This is a genomic window from Aerococcaceae bacterium zg-252, assembly GCA_016237705.1.
Lineage (GTDB): Bacteria > Bacillota > Bacilli > Lactobacillales > Aerococcaceae > Globicatella > Globicatella yangjingiae.
On sequence record CP066204.1, the window covers coordinates 1,128,076 to 1,148,546 of the forward strand.

Consider the following 20,471-nt stretch of genomic DNA (forward strand, 5'->3'; position numbering starts at 1 on the left):
TTCAATTAGAAACTCATGTGGTAATGACATGAATAATTTGTGGCTAGCAATGATTAATTTTCTTTTCGACGTGTTGAAACTAAACCAACGCCTGCAATTATAGACAATGCTGCTGCGCTAAAGATTAAATAAGCATCATTTTCACCAGTCTCTGGAAGACGTTCTGATGACATTTCCATTTTGTTCATTGTTGAAGTTGTCATACTTGGTTGTTGTTCTTCACGACTAGTATTTACTTTATTATCTTCTGATTTTTCTGTATTCATTGCACTTGATGAATTAGGCATTTCTGGTTTCATTGTGCTATTTTCTGTACTCATTGTATTTGATGAATCAGTATTGTTTGGTTTAATTACGTTTGTTGAACTTGGATCCCCTGTATTCATTACATTAGATGAACCTGTACTGTCTGCGTTCATTGTGTTTGATGTATCAGAATTTTCTATGTTCGATGTACTTATTGAACCAGTAGTTACTGTATTTGTTGCACTTGTTGAACCAGTAGTTACTGTGTTTGTTGCACTTGTTGAACTAGCAGTTCCTGTGTTTGTTGCACTTGTTGAACTAGCAGTTCCTGTAGTCGTTGTACCTGACTGTGTTCCATTTTGCTCAGTTTGAGCACCATATACTACAGCATAGTAACTGAAATGAGTTACTTTAAATCGAACAGCATTATCAAGCAAGTCATACGGTAAACTTTCTGCCATACCAGTGGTTGCAACATAGTATACTCCAGAAACTTCTTTAGCTACATCTCTTGGAAGAGTGACCACAGCTTCAGATTTAATTTGTGTCACTTCACCCTGAGCATTTTCAAAATGAATATCGTACAAATCAAATTCTTTACCTTTTAAGTGTTCATCCAACGAATTACCTAATGGATTATTTTGTAAACGCCCCACAACTAGGTGTAATCCTCGACCAACATCTTCACCTGTTAATTCAACACTGATATTTGTGGCAGCATCAACATGTAGTTCCGTCTTATTTGTTTGACTTTCGCCACTTTCCATGTGATTTACAAGTTTGTCCAACTTATCTTTATTTAGTAAGTCTTTGTTGATGATTGGTGTTTCTTCTTCACCTGGTTTTACTAAAGTTGTATCTTCACCTTTGTCTGTTTTATTGAATTTATCTAATTTGTCTGAATTCAATAAATCTTTATTAATAATCGGTGTTCCGTCTTCTTCACTTGGTTTTACTAGTGTTTCGTCTTCACCTTTGTCGGGTTTATTAAATCCTTCTAATTTATCTGAATTCAATAAATCCTTATTGATAATCGGTGCTTCTACTCCTTCACTTGGTTTTACTGAAGTTGTATCTTCACCTTTGTCTGTTTTATTAAATCCTTCTAATTTGTCTGAATTCAATAAGTCTTTATTGATAATCGGTGTTCCGTCTTCTTCACTTGGTTTTACTGAAGTTGTATCTTCACCTTTGTCTGTTTTATTAAATTCTTCTAATTTATCTGAATTCAATAAGTCTTCATTGATAATCGGTGTTCCGTCTTCTTCACTTGGTTTTACTGAAGTGGTATCTTCATCTTTGTCTGCTTTATTAAATCCATCTAATTTGTCTGAATTCAATAAATCTTTATTGATAATCGGTGCTTCTACCTCTCCACTCGGTTGCGTTGGGGTTTCTACTCCTTCACTTGGTTGTGTTGGTGGTTCTACCTCTTCACTCGGTTGCGTTGGTTTTTCCACCTCTTCGCTTGGTTGTGTTGGGGTTTCCACCTCTTCACTCGGTGGTGTTGGTGGTTCTACTCCTTCACTTGGTTGTGTTGGGGCTTCTACTCCTTCACTTGGTTGTGTTGGGGCTTCTACTCCTTCACTTGGTTGTGTTGGGGTTTCTACTCCTTCACTCGGTTGTGTTGGAGTTTCCACCTCTTCACTCGGTGGTGTTGGGATTTCCACTTCTTCACTTGGTTGTGTTGGTGGTTCTACTCCTTCACTTGGTTGTGTTGGGGTTTCTACTCCTTCACTTGGTTGTGTTGGTGGTTCTACTTCTTCACTCGGTGGTGTTGGGATTTCCACTTCTTCACTTGGTTGTGTTGGTGGTTCTACTCCTTCACTTGGTTGTGTTGGGGTTTCTACTCCTTCACTTGGTTGTGTTGGTGGTTCTACTTCTTCACTCGGTTGTGTTGGGGCTTCTACTTCTTCGCTCGGTTGTGTTGGGGTTTCTACTCCTTCACTTGGTTGTGTTGGTGGTTCTACTCCTTCACTTGGTTGTGTTGGGGTTTCTACTCCTTCACTTGGTTGTGTTGGAGTTTCCACCTCTTCACTCGGTGGTGTTGGGATTTCCACTTCTTCACTTGGTTGTGTTGGAGTTTCTACTCCTTCACTTGGTTGTGTTGGGGTTTCTACTTCTTCACTCGGTTGTGTTGGGGCTTCTACTCCTTCACTTGGTTGTGTTGGGGTTTCTACTCCTTCACTCGGTTGTGTTGGAGTTTCCACCTCTTCACTCGGTTGTGTTGGAGTTTCTACTCCTTCACTTGGTTGTGTTGGAGTTTCTACTTCTTCACTTGGTTGTGTTGGGGTTTCTACTTCTTCACTCGGTTGTACTGGTTTTTCTACTTCTTCACTCGGTTGTGTTGGGGTTTCTACTTCTTCACTCGGTTGTGCTGGTGTTTCCACTTCTTCACTCGGTTGTGTTGGTGTTTCCACTTCATCGCTTGGTTGCGTTGGCGTTTCTACCTCTTCTTCAATACGATATGAACTAGTTTTTAAGACATTGATAATCGGTCTATCTGTTCGTTGAACACTAACTGACACATCATAATTTTTACCTTTATCTAGACTGTCAAGGCTAAGTGTTCCAGTATCGCCTGTTACTGTAAATGTTTTGCCACTTTCTTTATCTATTGCTGTCATCGTTACTTTCTTAAATGGAGAAGTTAAATCCTGCTTCAAGGTATCTATTGAAAGAGAAATTGCTCCATTTTCTGCAGTAACACTTGGTACGACGTCGCTATCTTGTTTTTCGATTGGCATCTTATAATACAAGTTAGTAATTGGGCTATCATCTGTCCAAATTCCTAAACCTTTGATAAATTCTCTTGCCATAAGAACATGACCATTTGCTCCAGGATGAAGTGGGAAATTATCAGTAATGATTGAATAAGCTGGTTTCCATAGATATGGATAGCTTGTCAATAAATCATTAAATGGTGTGTACTGATCAATCAGAATAATTTCTGGATTTTCTGCTGCCACTTCTTTCATTTTTTCCACAAAACGTGGAATTTTCGGACCATGACTTGCCAAAGTTGTTGGTGTCGGTGTACGTAAAATAATTGGAACATTTTTAGCTTTCGCAAGATTTACCAAATTTGTAAGTTGTGCTTTATATTCTTCTGCTGTAACAGTACCAGCATCGTTAGTTCCTAACATAATAGATATAACGTCTGGATTATAATGATTTAGACGATGTGCAATTTCAGTTAAAGTGTCTTGAACTGTTGCACCAGATACAGCTGTGTTTATTACAGTATCTCCCTTTCTACCAAGGGTAGTATATAGATATTTTTCAAATAATTGAGTGATACCATCATATCCCTTAGTCCAAAGAGCGCCGTGAGTAATAGAATCACCCATAAATAACCAAGTAAGTGGTTGCTTATCTTCTACAAGTTGACGAATTCTTTCTTGTTTTTCTGACAGTGTTTGGTCTTTTAGAGAACTTTCGTTTGCTTCTACAGTTTGCCCTACAACTGTACGTAACTGAACCGTTCCGTCTGCACTACGTAGAGTTAGCGTATAAGCTTGATTATCTGGTAATCCTGTAATTGTAAAGTTATTAGACGTTTCATTACCAGCAATAACTTTGTTGCCTACGGCTACTTCATAATGCCAATTAGTGAGCGTTGGACCTTCTTTTGACAGTTTCACTTCTGGAATTACTACTGCTAGGCCTGCTGTGCTGTATGTTGCAGTTGGTTCTTCTGTTGCAAAATATTGAACTTTTGATTCATTTTCAAGATTTAGCCTTACGTCTGTTCCTGGGAACTTATCAGTAGTTTTAATTGTCGCAGCAGCGAGTTGTTTTCCAATTTCTAAATGCCCCTTAGCATTGAGTGCCACATCATAAACTAAGCCATGTTCTAAAAACTCTGTTTTATTAGTTTGTGCGTAATGGTCAACAAAAACAATATTATTCCACGCGTCTGTGCCTGCGTATGTTTGAGCCACTTGCTTCATAGCATCAATATAAGCTTCAATCTTAGCGTTGACAGCATTATCTGCTGTTGCAGAAGATGTTTGTAAAACTACTTTACCATGATTATTATTAAGGGCAAGTGAGCTATCTATAAATGATTTCAAGCTAGTTTTAAAGGCTTCTATACCGTCATTACCTGCTTCGCAATCTTCTAATCCTAACATATAAGCTGCAGCTTTTGGTGCGAATCTACCAACGTATGTATCAAAGTTTTCAGCAATAGTGTTAATTGTTGTTCCAGCTTTTGCAGTATTAATTACATAACGCTGAAGTCCTGCATTGGTATTTCCTGATTTTGTCCAACGGATATATTCTTCAAATTGACCAACATAGTTACGAATACCCTCTGTAAAGGCTGAACCACCTTGAACATTTAGACCACCAGTAAATACCCATGTATTGTCGTGGTCAGTGTTAAACATTTCAGAAATGTTAGCTCCTGCTGTACTTAAATCTGCACTAGGGTGTTCTAGATTTTCATCTGTAACACTCGGCGACTCGTTCTCATTTTTAAAGCGTTCTGGATAAGCAACTCGATCTAAATCTTCTAAGGTAAATCTTGCTCCTAAAATGGACGCAGTCCAAGTAATACTAGGCTGAACATTAGTAGGACGAGTGCGAGCGTCTTCTGGATAAAAGACTCCGTATGAGTCGGTTACAATTGTTCCGTCATTTAAAGCTACAACACCAGCATAACCAGTATCACCAGACTTAGCATTTGGCGTAAAATCCTCACCTAAACGAACTCGATACTCACCGTCATTCCCTTTTTCCAAATCTTCAAACGTTCCAACCCAACCAATCCAGTCTCCTGCCATCCAATCATTATTCTCTAAGCGACCATTATTGTTAAAATCTTGAATAATTTCTCGGAAAGTAATGAATAATCTTCCGGAAACTGGGTCATAAGTATATTTATGTCTTTCACCTAATAGTGACGCAGGCATAAAGCGTGGTTTCGTCCATGTATTTCCTTCATCTTCTGAGAATGAAATCATTGATAAACCTTTATGAGCCTGAGTACGACCTAAAGCTGCAATTTTTGTTTTATCAGGTGATCGAATCAGCGACACTTCACAAATTTGATTCTCTAATTCAACTTGTCGATGTGCATTTAAATATGGTTCTGGTGCAGACCATTGTTGATGACCTTCAGAATCAAAGGTCAAGTAAGTTTTGTAATTGACATAATTCCAATCATGGAAAACACCCATCCATTTATCAATCGGTTTACCATTTTCATAGACTTGAATCAATGAAGCCAAACCTACCAAGACTGCTTGATCTTTATAAAATTCTTGCAATCCACTCCATGTTTTACCTTTATCTTTGGAAATAGACGTTGTAAAGCCTCCAGTTCCGTCACCCCAACCTGCTGCTTTAGGTCCACCATAAATCATCATGACTTCTTGTCTACCGTCGGTAAAATCAAGTGTATACAATGTAGGAGTTTCTTTTGAACCTTTCCATGACTCATCTGGTAGAATACGATCTGACCATGTTTTACCACCGTCCTCAGAAATTCGCATTACAATTTCACCATGACCATGACCTTTAGGATAAACCGTAATCAATGTCTTATCATCATTTAATTTCACCATATCCGGTTGTCCTAAATATTCGGCATGTTTACGATCCATTACAAATGTTTTCTCTTTAGGTATATCAAATTGAGGTAGTTGATTTCTGAGCGCATGTATTTTATCTACTGTCACTTGAATATTTTTCGTAAATTTACCATCTGCTGTTGAAACCGTTACATTAGTTGTTCCAAATTTCAATCCTGTTGCAACACCATTCTCATCAATGGATAAGATTTCTGGGTGCTCAATTTCATAAGTCAATGGACTAATCGTACCAATAACTTGAATTGGTAACGCATCTGGTTTATCAATATTGACCATTAACTCAGATTGGGCATTAATACCTGGCACAAAACTTAATTGCTTGATTTCTTGATTGGTTAATACACGGTCAACGACAAGTATTTCATCCAATTCACCTTCAAAATTACGACCACCAATATGTTCAAATGGAATTTTAACATCACGTCCCCAAGCAATATTACCGATTTCTTCACCATTGACATAAAGTACGATACCTTGCTGTGATTTAGTAAATGCATAATGATTCCAACCTTCCAATACATTTTTGTATTTAAAGGTCAAATAACCTTCTGGTACATGCCAGCCCATATTTGGTGAAGCGTCTCCTTGACCAATTGTTGAATCAATAGAAGTACTATTTTTCGCACCAGCTAATGCTTTACCATTCCAAAAGATTGAACGAACTTCATTACCATTATTCGTTGGCACTTGTTTCATCCAAAATGCCAGTGAATAATTATTGGTTAAATCAAGACCTTGAGTTTGCAATGAGCTAGCTTTTGGAATTCGAACCGCTTTACCATCGATACCCTCTACGTATTCAAATTCTGTACCATTCAAGGTTAACCCATTTTTTTCATCATTAAGATTATCTTCAAATTTAAGATGAGTCACAATATGTTCACCGAGTTCTTTCAAAATATCAACTGGCTGAACTCTAACAATAACTTCTTTCTTAATTTCTGGATTTGCTTTAGAAGAAACAATAATTTTTGTTACACCATTACCTGTAGCTTGAATTCGACCTGATGAATCAACAGTTGCTAAAAATCGGTTAGTAGTTTCATAATTAATACGATTATCAATCACTTTACCTTGAATTAACGCATCAATTTGTGCAGACTCGCCGACAACTAATTCAATCTCCTCATGGCCGATTTCAATATCCGTCACTTCATTGGTAGCATTTGCTTTGTAATCAATATATTTATCCGTTAATTCACTTAATGCTCGTTTAAATGTAGATAAATCTGTACCAATCAATTGACGCATTTCTGCATTTGGCTCACGAGAAATTTGTCTACCACCAGCACGACTAGCCGTAACCTTACTTTCATAATCATCTTTTAGCGTATCCAATAATGCTTGCACATCTTTTGCTAAGCTCGGCACTTCATCTCGAATTTGGTACAATTTATTAATATCTCTTACAGCTTCCGCCATTTTTTCTAAACGAACACTAGCTTGACTTCTTGGCGTAACAGCATTTTTATCATCTGGATAAATTAATTGCGTGTCGCCTGATTCAAATGCCCAATGTGATAAATCATTTAATGGATCTTTAACCCAAGCATCATACGCCCAACGAAGAAATCCATCTGTGTTAAACTTAGCACCATACATAACAGAGAAATAACTTTCTCCAGGCAAACTGAATAATAAACTATTCGGATATTCTTCCGTTGCTGTATAAAGAGTTGTTTTTAACCCCTTCGCTTTCCGTTCTTCTACAAATTGTTTAAACGCCTCTGTTTGCCCTCGCATATGAGGTGTTCCAATACTCAAATGATCAACACGATTAGCAGTAGATTTAAATGCACCTGAAAAATGATTTGCTGCTGCTGCTTTTTTCAATGACTTACCATTTTTATTTTTCACACTGTCAATAACATCAAATGCTCGATCCATATTTGGACGCTCATCAATGCCGACATAAAAACTATCAAACCATTCTTTTTCATCTAAATGTGCTACCAATTTTTTCAAGAATGGTGTCCAATATTGTGCGTATCGACTATCTGTCACTGGTATCGTTACATATTCGACATTACCTGTTGCACGATTGGTATAAGTAATACGATTACCCCATGGAATCATCGAATAACCAACAATTTTATCACCTAAACCTAATTCTTGGTTAAAGGATACCCATTTATCGAAATCAGTAAAATCATAGGTAAATGTTCCGTCAGCTTCTTTAAACCACTTAATCATTGACGGCACACGTACATTACCCTCAGCATAAGTTTGACCACCCCACGCTTCTTCTACGATAGAAGTAGTAATACCATTACCACCGATTGCTTTATATTTTTCAAGATGTGGTCGTAAAATAGCTAAATGTTTTTCAGAAAAAGGCTCTACTCCATAGTATTCAGCACTTCGATAAGGATATTGCCATAATTCAATATCAAACTTCGATTTATTTTGAAGCGTTACATCTTGAACTGTTACATTCACTTGAAATTCTAAAGGTTGCTCTAATTCATCACTCAACACTTTAACTGTAGTAACATACTCACCTGATTCAACATTTTCAGGGATTTTAGCATTTAACCAAATATTTTTTAATTTGCCTTCCTCGATATTAACTGTTTCAGCATTACTTAATAAATCTGGTCGGTGGATGCTCGGTTCAGTTCGAATAGTCAATTTATCACTACTATGATAACCTGCATTATAGCGGAATCCTGAAAGTTCATTGATAAAATTACTAGATAAATGCTCTTTGCTAATAATACTTCCAGTTTTCTTATTCACTAAATCTGATAATTCAACACGGACATTGGTTAAATTGCCTTCTTTTGCAACAACAGCAATTTGAGTATTTACTTCATCATTTTTCCAAGCACTAATTGATTGTTCATGATTATTGGCAGCTAAAACTTCGTCCACTTCATCATTTGTATAATGCAAATTATTATCTACGAATGTACTGTGAGCTACTTCTTCTTTTTCAGACTCAACTTCTGTTTCTTCATGAGTACTCTCTGTGGGTTCATTAGTTGCATTATCAGATTCACCATTAGGGTTAACGCTTTCATTTCCGGATGCAGCAGTGTCCCCCAAATTATTTTCTTCACCATTATTTACAGTGGCGTCCATTTCACTGGTATTAGTGTTGATTACTTCTACTCCATTTTCCTCATCTACAGGATTATTATTTTCATTAACTGGAGTGGGCTGTGCGTCACTTTCTTCAGCAGCAATAATTGGTGGTGTTAATTCTTCTGCATTGACAGCAGTTGTTTGGTTCATAACACCAAAACCTACTAAGGCAGAAACAACACCCGTACTTAATTTTAATATTTTATATCTGCAACGTGTTTCCATGCAACGAAAAGCTCGACTTTTATATTTCATATTACATTTCCTTTCTCTCTCCATTATTAAATGAATAAATGCAACACTTATTTTAATAATTTGTTAATATTGTGCTTTTTTACATTCCACTGGGGAATCCCCCTACTTTTAGTATCTATCACTACATTCTGTGCTTTTCTTTTCAAAAATATTACTTAAATAATTTTTATCATTGCACACTCCTTCAAATAATTTTTCCACTATCTATCAATCCTTTAAATTGGATAGGCGATTCCCTCGCCTATCCAACTTAAAATTAATTCTTAGGCATCTTCTCGTTTACCGGTAACTAATCCTAATCCAACTAAAATTGATAATGCTGCTGTACCAAAAATTAAGTAAGCATCACTTTCACCAGTCTCTGGTAGATGTTCTGATGACATTTCCATTTTGTTCATTGTTGAAGTTGTCATATTTTGTTGTTGTTCTTCACGACTAGTATTTACTTTAGTATCTTCTGCTTTTTCTGTATCCATTGCACTTGATGAGTCAGACATTTCTGGTGTCATTGTGCTATTTTCTGTACTCATTGTATTTGATGAATCAGTATTGTTTGGTTTAATTACGTTTGTTGAACTTGGAACCCCTGTATTCATCACATCAGATGAACCTGTATTGTCTGAGTTCATTGTGTTTGATGTGTCAGAGTTTTCTGTGTTCGTTGTACTTATTAAACCAGTAGCTCCTGTATTTGTTGTACTTGTTGAACCAGTAGTTACTGTGTTTGTTGCACTTGTTGAACTAGCAGTTCCTGTAGTCGTTGTACCTGACTGTGTTCCATTTTGCTCAGTTTGAGCACCATATACTACAGCATAGTAACTGAAATGACTTACTTTAAAACGAACTGTATTATCAAGTAATTTATACGGTAAACTCTCTGCCATACCAGTGGTTGCGACATAGTATACTCCAGAAACTTCTTTAGCTACATCTCTTGGAAGAGTGACCACAGCTTCAGATTTAATTTGTGTCACTTCACCCTGAGCATTTTCAAAGTGAATATCGTACAAATCAAATTCTTTGCCTTTTAATTGTGAATCCAGCGAATCACCTAATGGATTATTTTGTAAACGTCCAACAACTAGGTGCATTCCTCGACCAACATCTTCACCTGTTAATTCAACACTGATATTTGTGGCAGCGTCAACATGTAGTTCTGTCTTATTCGTTTGACTTTCGCCACTTTCAATGTGATTTACAAGTTTGTCTAACTTATCTTTATTAATTACCGATGTTTCTACTTCATCTACTTTATTTAATTTATCTAGTTTATCTGAATTTAATAAGTCTTTGTTGATGATTGGTGTTCCATCTTCTTCACCTGGTTTGACTAAAGTTGTATCTTCACCTTTGTCTGTTTTATTAAATCCTTCTAATTTATCTGAATTCAATAAGTCTTTATTGATAATCGGTGCTTCTTCTTCACTTGGTTTTACTGAAGTTGTATCTTCACCTTTGTCTGTTTTATTGAATTTATCTAATTTGTCTGAATTCAATAAATCTTTATTGATAATCGGTGCTTCTACTCCTTCACTTGGTTTTACTGAAGTTGTATCTTCACCTTTGTCTATTTTATTAAATCCTTCTAATTTATCTGAATTCAATAGGTCTTCATTGATAATCGGTGTTTCTTCTTCACTTGGTTTTACTGAAGTTGTATCTTCACCTTTGTCTGTTTTATTAAATCCTTCTAATTTGTCTGAATTCAATAAATCTTTATTGATAATCGGTGTTCCGTCTTCTTCACTTGGTTTTACTGAAGTTGTATCTTCACCTTTGTCTGTTTTATTAAATCCTTCTAATTTATCTGAATTCAATAAGTCTTTATTGATAATCGGTGCTTCCACTTCTTCACTCGGTTGCGTTGGAGTTTCCACCTCTTCACTTGGTTGTGTTGGGGTTTCTACTCCTTCACTTGGTTGTGTTGGAGTTTCTACTCCTTCACTCGGTTGTGTTGGAGTTTCCACTTCTTCGCTCGGTTGTGCTGGTTTTTCCACTTCTTCGCTTGGTTGTGTTGGAGTTTCTACTTCTTCACTCGGTTGTGTTGGAGTTTCCACCTCTTCGCTTGGTTGTGCTGGTTTTTCCACTTCTTCGCTTGGTTGTGTTGGAGTTTCTACTTCTTCACTTGGTTGTGTTGGAGTTTCCACCTCTTCGCTCGGTTGCGTTGGGGTTTCTACTCCTTCACTCGGTTGTGTTGGAGTTTCCACCTCTTCACTCGGTTGTGTTGGGATTTCCACTTCTTCACTTGGTTGTGTTGGAGTTTCCACCTCTTCGCTCGGTTGCGTTGGAGTTTCTACTTCTTCACTCGGTTGTGTTGGGATTTCCACCTCTTCGCTTGGTTGTGTTGGAGTTTCCACCTCTTCACTCGGTTGTGTTGGTTTTTCCACTTCTTCGCTTGGTTGTGTTGGAGTTTCTACTTCTTCACTTGGTTGTGTTGGGGTTTCTACTCCTTCACTTGGTTGTGTTGAGGTTTCTACTCCTTCACTCGGTTGTGTTGGGGTTTCTACTCCTTCACTCGGTTGTGTTGGAGTTTCCACCTCTTCACTCGGTTGTGTTGGGGTTTCCACTTCTTCGCTTGGTTGTGTTGGAGGTTCTACTTCTTCACTTGGTTGTGTTGGAGGTTCCACCTCTTCACTCGGTTGTGTTGGTATTTCCACTTCTTCGCTTGGTTGCGTTGGGGTTTCTACTCCTTCACTCGGTTGTGTTGGCGTTGTTTCTCCTCCTTGATGCTCCTCCGTTGTATCTGCCCCGTCTGTGGTTTCAGCTCCATTTTCATCTGGATTATTTGACTCTACTTCTTTTTCTGCATAAACATAGATAACATGTGTTGTTCCCTCTAACACTGCTCCCTCATCTAATGGTGAGAAGTAGACTTTTTCTTCATTTCCTGTCGTTACGATTGTATTTTCGCCAACTATTTCTGATGTTGAAACAACTTTAAATACATACGTTTTATCATTATATGTAAGCTCGGTTGGTTTTGTTTCTTCTGTTGCTTCAACAGTGAAACGAGTTCCTGGTGCAGCATCTGTTAATGCTGTGTACGCTGGTTTAATTTCTACACCTGCTTCATTGACATAATGGACAATGACTGAACCTTTTGGTTCTTCCTCAACTTCTCTTACTAATCGATAAACAGTTGATTGACTACCATCTTCAGATTTGACAAGAATTTTATATTCTTTATCAGAAACCGGAACTAAAGTAGCTGAACCATTTTCTTTTACTTTCAAATCAAGTTTTAAATCATGATCTGTTGTGTATGTAAAAGTTTTGCTTTCATCAAAATCAATGACTTCATCTTCTAATTTTGCTGATGCTAATTCAGCAACACTATTTTTAACTCTTTCTTCCACATGACTTAGCACTTCTATTTCAGTCAATCCAACAGATTTTCCTGGAGCTGATTGTTTCATCCAAATACGTAATTTATTAGTCGTCACTGGAGAAAGCAAACCATAAGGTGTTTCTCCTTGTAGGTAACTTACTTGCGTAATATTCGAAGCTTCTTGCTCTTTCCAAGTAGAAGTTGCTTCATCCCAATATTCAAAGCGAACATTACGGTCTCCTGGAACACGACTAAACTGATTATCAGTAAAATGCCATAAATTAATATTTGCAAATGTATGGCTATTTTGCCAATCCACTTCTACGTAGAATTCTTCTATATCACTTTGATTACGCAATCTCCAATTTGTCCAACGTTCTGCTTCAATAGTTCCATTCGTTTTAACTCCGTTATTTAAGCGACCTAAACTATCACTTATTGATGCAGGAAGCTCGGTGATAGTATCACCAATGCGATAACCATTTTTAAATGTTGGCATATCAGCAGCTAAACGTGCTAAATTCTCTGATTGTTTCGTTTCACCATTGACAGTAATAATCGCTTGAACTTTCACTTCTTTACCGAATAATGTTGTTTTACCTTCTACAACAACATCGCCGTCATGACTTAGGTCTAGTGACTCTGTATTCCACGTAATCGGTACATCCATGACTTTTTCAACATTACTATCATAAGCAGGTAAAACATCTGGTAATTTTGGCACGACACCACGAGTAGTTGTAACAGCGTAATTTTCAACTGCTACAATTGGATTAATAATTGTTACTTTCACAACAATTGGTGTTGTTTGACCCTCAATAGTACCTGAAACTTCATAAGTACCTGGCTTATTTAATTGCTCTTCAGAAAGTGATGTCCATGTAATTGGAGTTGTTTGTTTCTCACCATTATTCATTGTGAGCGTCACTTCACTCGGTAAATCTAAGGCTTGTCCACGTGTTAACGTATAATTTTTAACAATATTAACGCTTTCAGCGAATGATGTTTGATCTGATGCAACACGTGTTACAGCAATTTCTTGTGTTGCAGCGGTTAATCCCTCAGCAGTTGCTGTTACAGAGATTGTACCTGGTTCACGATCTGCTTGAACAATGACTAATGCTTTACCATGGAAAGCATTACGATTATCGGCTTTATATGAACTGTAATCAGCCGGGTTTCCATTATCTACCCCAACAATTCTACCAGGGCCACTAATATCAAATTTAATATTCTTATCACTACCTGTGACAATGTTACCATTTTGGTCAACAACATCAACTTCAATATATGATAAAGAAGTACCGTCTGCTTTAATTTCACTATGTTTAGTCGTTGTTCTTAAAGCAACAGCTTCATGTGAAGTAGAGACAGATTTTCTACCTTTAGCCTCAGCAGTAATTTCATGACCATCTTCATCAAATCCACGGACACTCAAGGTGCCTTCTTGCCAGTCTACCATAAAGGTTGGGTATGGTTTACCTGATGCAAAACGATTATAAACATGCCCAGCAGGTGTCGCACGTTTCGTAGCAGTCGCATCACCTATTTTTTGATCATTCAAATAAAGCTCTACACGATGTGCATTAGTAAATACATCAACTTGAACTTTACCATTTTGTTTAGCAATTTCATCATTATTCCACGTGGACATTAAGCTTAAAGTATAGTCATCTTCTTTCCACATGCTTCGATATAACCAATAAGTATCTTTCGGGAAACCAGCAGTATCGATAATACCAAAATAACTTGAATTTGGTGCAACGCCTTGGTCAGATGCAGCACCTGGACTTACTTTATTCCATGGTGTTGGCTCACCGATATAATCAAAACCAGTCCAAACGAATATACCACCATTCCAATCGTTCTCTACGACCCATTTCCACGCTTGACTAGCTGATGCTCCCCATCCAACTTTGGCATAATTATTATCATATTCTGATAATTGTAATGTTGAATGATTACGATTTATTGTGCCATACTCTCCACGACTGTGAATAGCACTCGTTGTTTCAGATGAATAAACTTTCCAATCTTGGTGCCGAATCAATTGATTTCTTATTGTACTTGCATCTTTATAGTTAAATCCAACAACCCCACCTGCATCAATGATTGCTTGATTGACCGCATCCAATTCTCCAATTCGATTATTACCGATAGTCACTAATCTTGTAGAATCTGTTTCTTTTACCCATTGAATTAATTGTTTGGCTAATTGTCCAAAGTGAGAAGCATTTCCAGATGCTCCCTCTGTTATTTCATTACCTAATGACCACATGATAATGGACGGGTCATTTTTACCACGATTAATCATCGATTTTAGTGAATATTCTGCCCATGTCATATCAGCTGTTGCATTCGCTAATGTTTTAGCATTTTGTTCACCTAGTCTTGTATTAAAGAATCTAGCAAAATCTTTTGTATTTCCATTTTTATATAAATCCCAACCGTCAAATGCTTCTTCCATAATTAAAAATCCTTGACGATTCGCTTCATCTAATAAAGCTCGTGACGTTGGATTATGTGACGTACGAATAGCATTAGCTCCCATTTCTTTTAAGATTTCTAATTGCCGTTTAATCGCATCTTTATTAGCAACTGCCCCTAACGCCCCATTATCATGATGCTGATTGACACCTTTTAATTTAATATTTTTCCCGTTTAATGAGAAACCATGACTACGGTCATAATCAAAGTAACGGAAACCATAAGTTGACTCATACGTGTCTTTTACTTCGTCACCTACAGAAATAAGCGTTTTCACTTTGTACAAATATGGATTCTCAATAGACCATAAAGTAGGGGTATGAACCATTAAATCGCTCATCACATCTTGCTTTGTTTTCGCTGCTAATGTCACGATTTTAGCCGTACTTGTTGCGACTGTTTCCCCGGACGCATTAATTAATTCATTGACAACTGATACCAATTGGTCGCTATCCGTATTATTGGACACATTCGTTTTAACATTGACCGTTACATCAGATGTTGCTTGTTCTTTCAAATCTGGTGATGTAATCGTTACACCATTGTGTGAAACGTGGACTTTATCCGTCACCACTAAATTAACATCACGGAAAATCCCACTACCAGAATACCAACGACTACTTGGTATTTCATTCGTAACTTTAATAGCGATTTTATTTTCAGTCTTACCGTCTTTGTGCAAGTATTCTGTTAAATTCATATTAAATGGCGAATAACCATTTTTATGGTCACCAATTTTTTGTCCATTGACATACACTTCAGTTACCATATAAGAGCCGTCAAATGAAAGTGATAACTCTTTATCTAAATACTCATCTGTCAAGACAAAGTTTTTACGATACCACTGTACTCCTCCAGGATAAAATCCACTTTCAGCTTCATAACGTGTAGACGGTTCTTTTTCAATTGAAAAATCATTTGGTAAATCAATTAATCGCCAACTACTAACATCTAAATCAACATCTTCACCACCAGTAACATCACCACTTGAAATACGCCAGTTACGATTAAAGCTTGTCTCACGTTGCCCTTTAGCGATTAAGTTTAATTGAACATCTTCTGCCTCTGTATTGGTAACGCCTTCAAATTTTGGCACTTCAACAGCAACTGTATCTTTAAAGCTTTCTGTCGGAATCGCATCATGTTCTTCTGCTGTACGTTTTGGTTGACTTCCCTCAGACAGATGCACTTCACCATCAGTATGAGCCTCATCAGCTATAGTAGTGTTGTGCTCCGTTTCAGCTATCTCAGCGTTATCATCGTCATCTTCAATACCAACTTCTTCTGCACCACTAGCCGGCTGTACATTGTCACTTGGCTGTACTACTCCTGCATTGAAGTTATCATTATCCATTACCGAACTATTATCGCTATCTTCAATGTCAACTTCGTCTGTATCATCAGCTGGTTGTTCAGCTCCAATTTCTGAACCAATTGGTGCTGCCTCTTCCGCATGAACATTTCCTGCTCCTAATAAAAACGAACCGATAACTACCGAACAAGTCCCAATAGTCAATTTTCGAATGGAAAAATGATTGCGTTTATCAAAAAAACTTTTACTTGATTTTCTCATTTTGTACCTCCAAATATTACTCTAAAAATGTTAACGCTTCCGATACTATTTTACCTGTAATATTCCCGTAAAAAAATACACATTCTTGCGAATATATTACATAATGTTGTTAATATCTTTACAAGAACATATCTATGCCACTGCTAGATAAAAAAAACAACACTCAACTATTGTTGTTCACATAATCACTATAAAATAAATGCATCTAAAAAAGATAAAACAAAAATTCAAAAACACCACGACATATCCAATAATACATCGCAGTGTTTCATTAAAATTGTCTAAAACGTTGATACTTCTTCTTCATTCGTTCTTCTTTTGAAAGTGCCGAACAATCAGTAAAATATTGTTTGATTTCGGCTACTAATTCTAACAATAATACTTCTTGTTCAATTGGTAACCCGGCATCATCAACTTCATTTATTATTTTATCAATAACATTTAATTCAAGTAAATCCTTAGCCGTCATCTTCATCACTTCAGCAGCTTGTGGAGCTAATTTAGCGTCTTTCCATAAAATAGATGCAAATCCCTCAGGCGAAAGTATTGAATAAATACTATGCTCTAACATCCATACTTCATCTGTCAAAGCTAATGCAATAGCACCCCCACTACCACCCTCACCTAAAATAATCGCTAATGTAGGAACGCTCAAACGGCTCATCATTCGTAAGGTTTGTGCAATTGCTTCGCCAATACCATTTTCTTCCGATTCCGGAGCACAAAATGCCCCCGCCGTATTAATGAGTGTGAGCACTGGTCGATTAAACTTTTCTGCCTGTTCCATTAATCGTTGTGCTTTACGATAACCCGATGGGCCAGCTGAACCAAAATTCCGGCGAATATTGGATTTCACATTCCTTCCTTTTTGCAAACCGATAATGGTTATCGGATTTCCGTCCATTAGCCCAACACCACCGATAATCGCACGATCGTCTTTCATCAAACGGTCACCATGACATTCAATGAACTCTGTACAAAGAGCTCCAATAATTTCTCGTGTTGAAATTCTCGAAGTTAACCTTGCTTTTTGAACAATTTGATAGGCGTCCATGCTATTCACCTACCTTTTGATGAATTTTTAATAATAAAGTTAACACTTGCTTTTGTAGCGGGCGTTCCACAATACTATCAATAAATCCATATTCTAATACTTTTTCGGCCGATTGAAAATCTTCAGGCAAACTCGCCTTAATCGTTTGTTCAATAACACGCTTGCCAGCAAATCCCACAGTTGCGTATGGCTCTGACAAAATCATATCTCCTTGCATAGCAAAACTTGCTGTCACCCCACCAGTTGTCGGATTAGTTAAAACGACAGTATAAAACAATCCCATTTGATGATGTTGTTCCACTGCTTGCGAAATTTTAGCCATTTGCATCAAAGACAAAATCCCCTCTTGCATTCGAGCGCCACCAGACGCTGTAAATAAGATAATTGGCAATTGATTGGCTGTCGCATACTCAAATAAATGCGTAATCTTCTCACCCACAATCGTTCCCATACTCGCCATCATAAAACGACTATCCATGACACCAATCGCAAATGGAATCTGATTTAAGGTTGCTTTTCCAATAATGACCGCCTCATTTAAACCACTAGCCTGTTGAGCAATATGAAGTTTATCCTCATAATTCGGAAAATCCAAAGGATTACCTGTTACTAATTCAGCAAGAAATTCTTCAAAGCTGTCTTCATCTACAAACCATTCAATTCGTTTTCTTGCCGGAAATTGAAGTGGCTTTTTACAATGATAGCACTGATAATCAGCTGGTATTTGCGACTGAACTAAACCTCTATTGCAATGTGGACATTTTGTTAAAAAATCATCCGGCACTTGATTTTTTTTCATTTCGACAAGCGACTGCGGCCGAGCATTCAAAGGAATAGTTTTCTTATTTTTAAATAATCGCAACCCCTACACCTCCTCTGTACGTGCTCTAAAATTCTGTAAAAATTCTTCTTCTAACCATTTCGTATGAAATTGGTTTGCACGAACATTTTCATCATCAATTAATGCTTGTAACAAATCAATATTAGTCGTCAAGCCCTCTACAACAACTTCAACTAAAGCTCTATCCATAATTTTAAATGCTTCTTCAACCTGTTGATGATGTACAATCACTTTAGCAATCATCGAATCATAAAAAGGTGGCAATAAATAATGTGGATACACACCTGATTCAATGCGAACATTATTGCCTGCTGGTAAAATCATACGCTCAATATAGCCACTAGACGGTCTAAAGTTTGCTCTTACATCTTCAGCATTCAAACGACATTCAATGGCTAATCCGTTCAATGAAATATCGGATTGTTGATATTGAAGTGGCAAGCCCATAGCAATCCGAATTTGTTCTTTCACAATATCGACACCTGTGACCATTTCAGTAATAGGATGCTCCACTTGTAATCGAGTATTCATTTCCATGAAATAAAAATTTTGTGCCTCATCGACTAAAAATTCAATCGTCCCAGCATTAGTATAGCCAATCGCTTGCGCTGCTTTAACGGCTGTTTGGCATAATGCCTCTCGCACTTCCGGAGAAAGTGATAAGGCTGGTGCTATTTCAATTACTTTTTGATTATTCCGTTGCAATGAACAATCACGTTCACCTAAGTGAATGATATTACCATGTGAATCGCCCAATAACTGCACTTCAATATGGCGTGCCGGATAAATGATTTTTTCAATATATAAATCTTGATTGCCATAAACATTTAGTGTTTCAATCTGTGCTTGCTCGAATAACATTTCAAATTGGTCAGCTGATTCTACACGCCGCATTCCTTTACCACCACCACCGTCAGCAGCTTTAATCATTAAAGGAAAACCAATCCGTTCAGCAATAAGTTTCGCCTCATCTAACGAATGCACTAAGCCCGCACTACCTGGAGTAATCGGTACACCAGCATCACGCATCGTATCTCGTGCATTTTGCTTATTCCCCATGGATTCGATAATATCACTATTCGGCCCAATAAATGTCATTCCCACTTCTTCGCACATTGCCACAAAATCACTACGTTCAGATAAAAAGCCATATCCTGGGTGAATGGCATCGCAACCAGTAACGATTGCAGCCGATAATACAGCCATTGGATTTTGATAGCTATCTAACCCTTTTGCTGGTCCAATACAAATCGCTTCATCTGCTAATTGTGTATGCATTGCCTGCTCATCAGCAGTACTATAAATTGCGACCGACAAAATCCCCATTTCTCTTAATGCTCGAATAATCCGAATCGCAATTTCGCCACGATTGGCGACTAATACTTTTGTAAACATTCAAAAGACCCCTCTTTAATCTAATAGAGCCTACTTTTACTGCTCTATCGTCTTCTCATTTGATAAAATTATTTTGCTCCGATAATAAAAGTCATCTCTGCCTCAGCCACTTTTTTATCTCCTACAAAGGCTTGACCAAAACCAATACCTGCATTTTTCTTTAATTTAACGATGTCTACTTGTAAACGTAAAACATCACCTGGCACGACTTTTTGACGGAATTTCACTTTGTTTAATCCACCTAAATAGGCTGTTTTTCCCTCAAAATCCGGTAATTGTAATAATGGAATTGACCCAGCTTGTGCTAAGGCTTCACAGATGAGAACACCAGGCATAACAGGTTCACCTGGAAAATGCCCTTGGAAAAACTGTTCATTAATCGTCACATTTTTACGGCAAACTATTTTCTCACCTGGGATTAATTCATCTACACCGTCAATAAAGAAAATTGGGTAACGATTCGGAATAATGTCCATTACTTGTTGTGCAGTTAATAAAGTCATTTTGATACACTCCTATTCTGGCTCGTTCGGCTTGGCTTGACCTCCACTTCAGAAATCTCTTATGTGCGATACTCGCACTCCAGTGATTTCTTCCAGTGTTTC

At 37.4% G+C, this 20,471-nt stretch carries 6 protein-coding genes; all 6 read right to left on the reverse strand.

Annotated elements, in window-relative coordinates; all coding sequences use genetic code 11:
* Nucleotides 1-53 precede the first annotated feature (53 nt).
* Nucleotides 54-9,188: a DUF4091 domain-containing protein gene (locus tag JDW14_05455; protein QQD64786.1), complete on the reverse strand. Its 9,135-nt coding sequence runs from the start codon at nt 9,186-9,188 to the stop codon at nt 54-56.
* Nucleotides 9,189-9,451: 263 nt separating this feature from the next.
* Nucleotides 9,452-16,576 (reverse strand): Ig-like domain-containing protein, encoded by a 7,125-nt coding sequence (locus JDW14_05460; GenBank protein ID QQD64787.1) that lies wholly within the window; start codon nt 16,574-16,576, stop codon nt 9,452-9,454.
* A gap of 271 nt (nt 16,577-16,847) precedes the next feature.
* A complete protein-coding gene (locus tag JDW14_05465; protein QQD64788.1) occupies nt 16,848-17,630 on the reverse strand; it encodes an acetyl-CoA carboxylase carboxyl transferase subunit alpha in 783 nt (260 codons plus the stop codon).
* A 1-nt stretch (nt 17,631) separates the two neighbouring features.
* Nucleotides 17,632-18,429 (reverse strand): acetyl-CoA carboxylase carboxyl transferase subunit beta, encoded by a 798-nt coding sequence (locus JDW14_05470; GenBank protein QQD66508.1) that lies wholly within the window; start codon nt 18,427-18,429, stop codon nt 17,632-17,634.
* Between the two features lie 66 nt (nt 18,430-18,495).
* Nucleotides 18,496-19,866, reverse strand: coding sequence for an acetyl-CoA carboxylase biotin carboxylase subunit (gene accC, locus JDW14_05475; GenBank protein ID QQD64789.1), 1,371 nt, complete (start codon nt 19,864-19,866; stop codon nt 18,496-18,498).
* Between the two features lie 68 nt (nt 19,867-19,934).
* Nucleotides 19,935-20,369 (reverse strand): 3-hydroxyacyl-ACP dehydratase FabZ, encoded by a 435-nt coding sequence (gene fabZ, locus JDW14_05480; GenBank protein ID QQD64790.1) that lies wholly within the window; start codon nt 20,367-20,369, stop codon nt 19,935-19,937.
* Between the last annotated feature and the right edge of the window lie 102 nt (nt 20,370-20,471).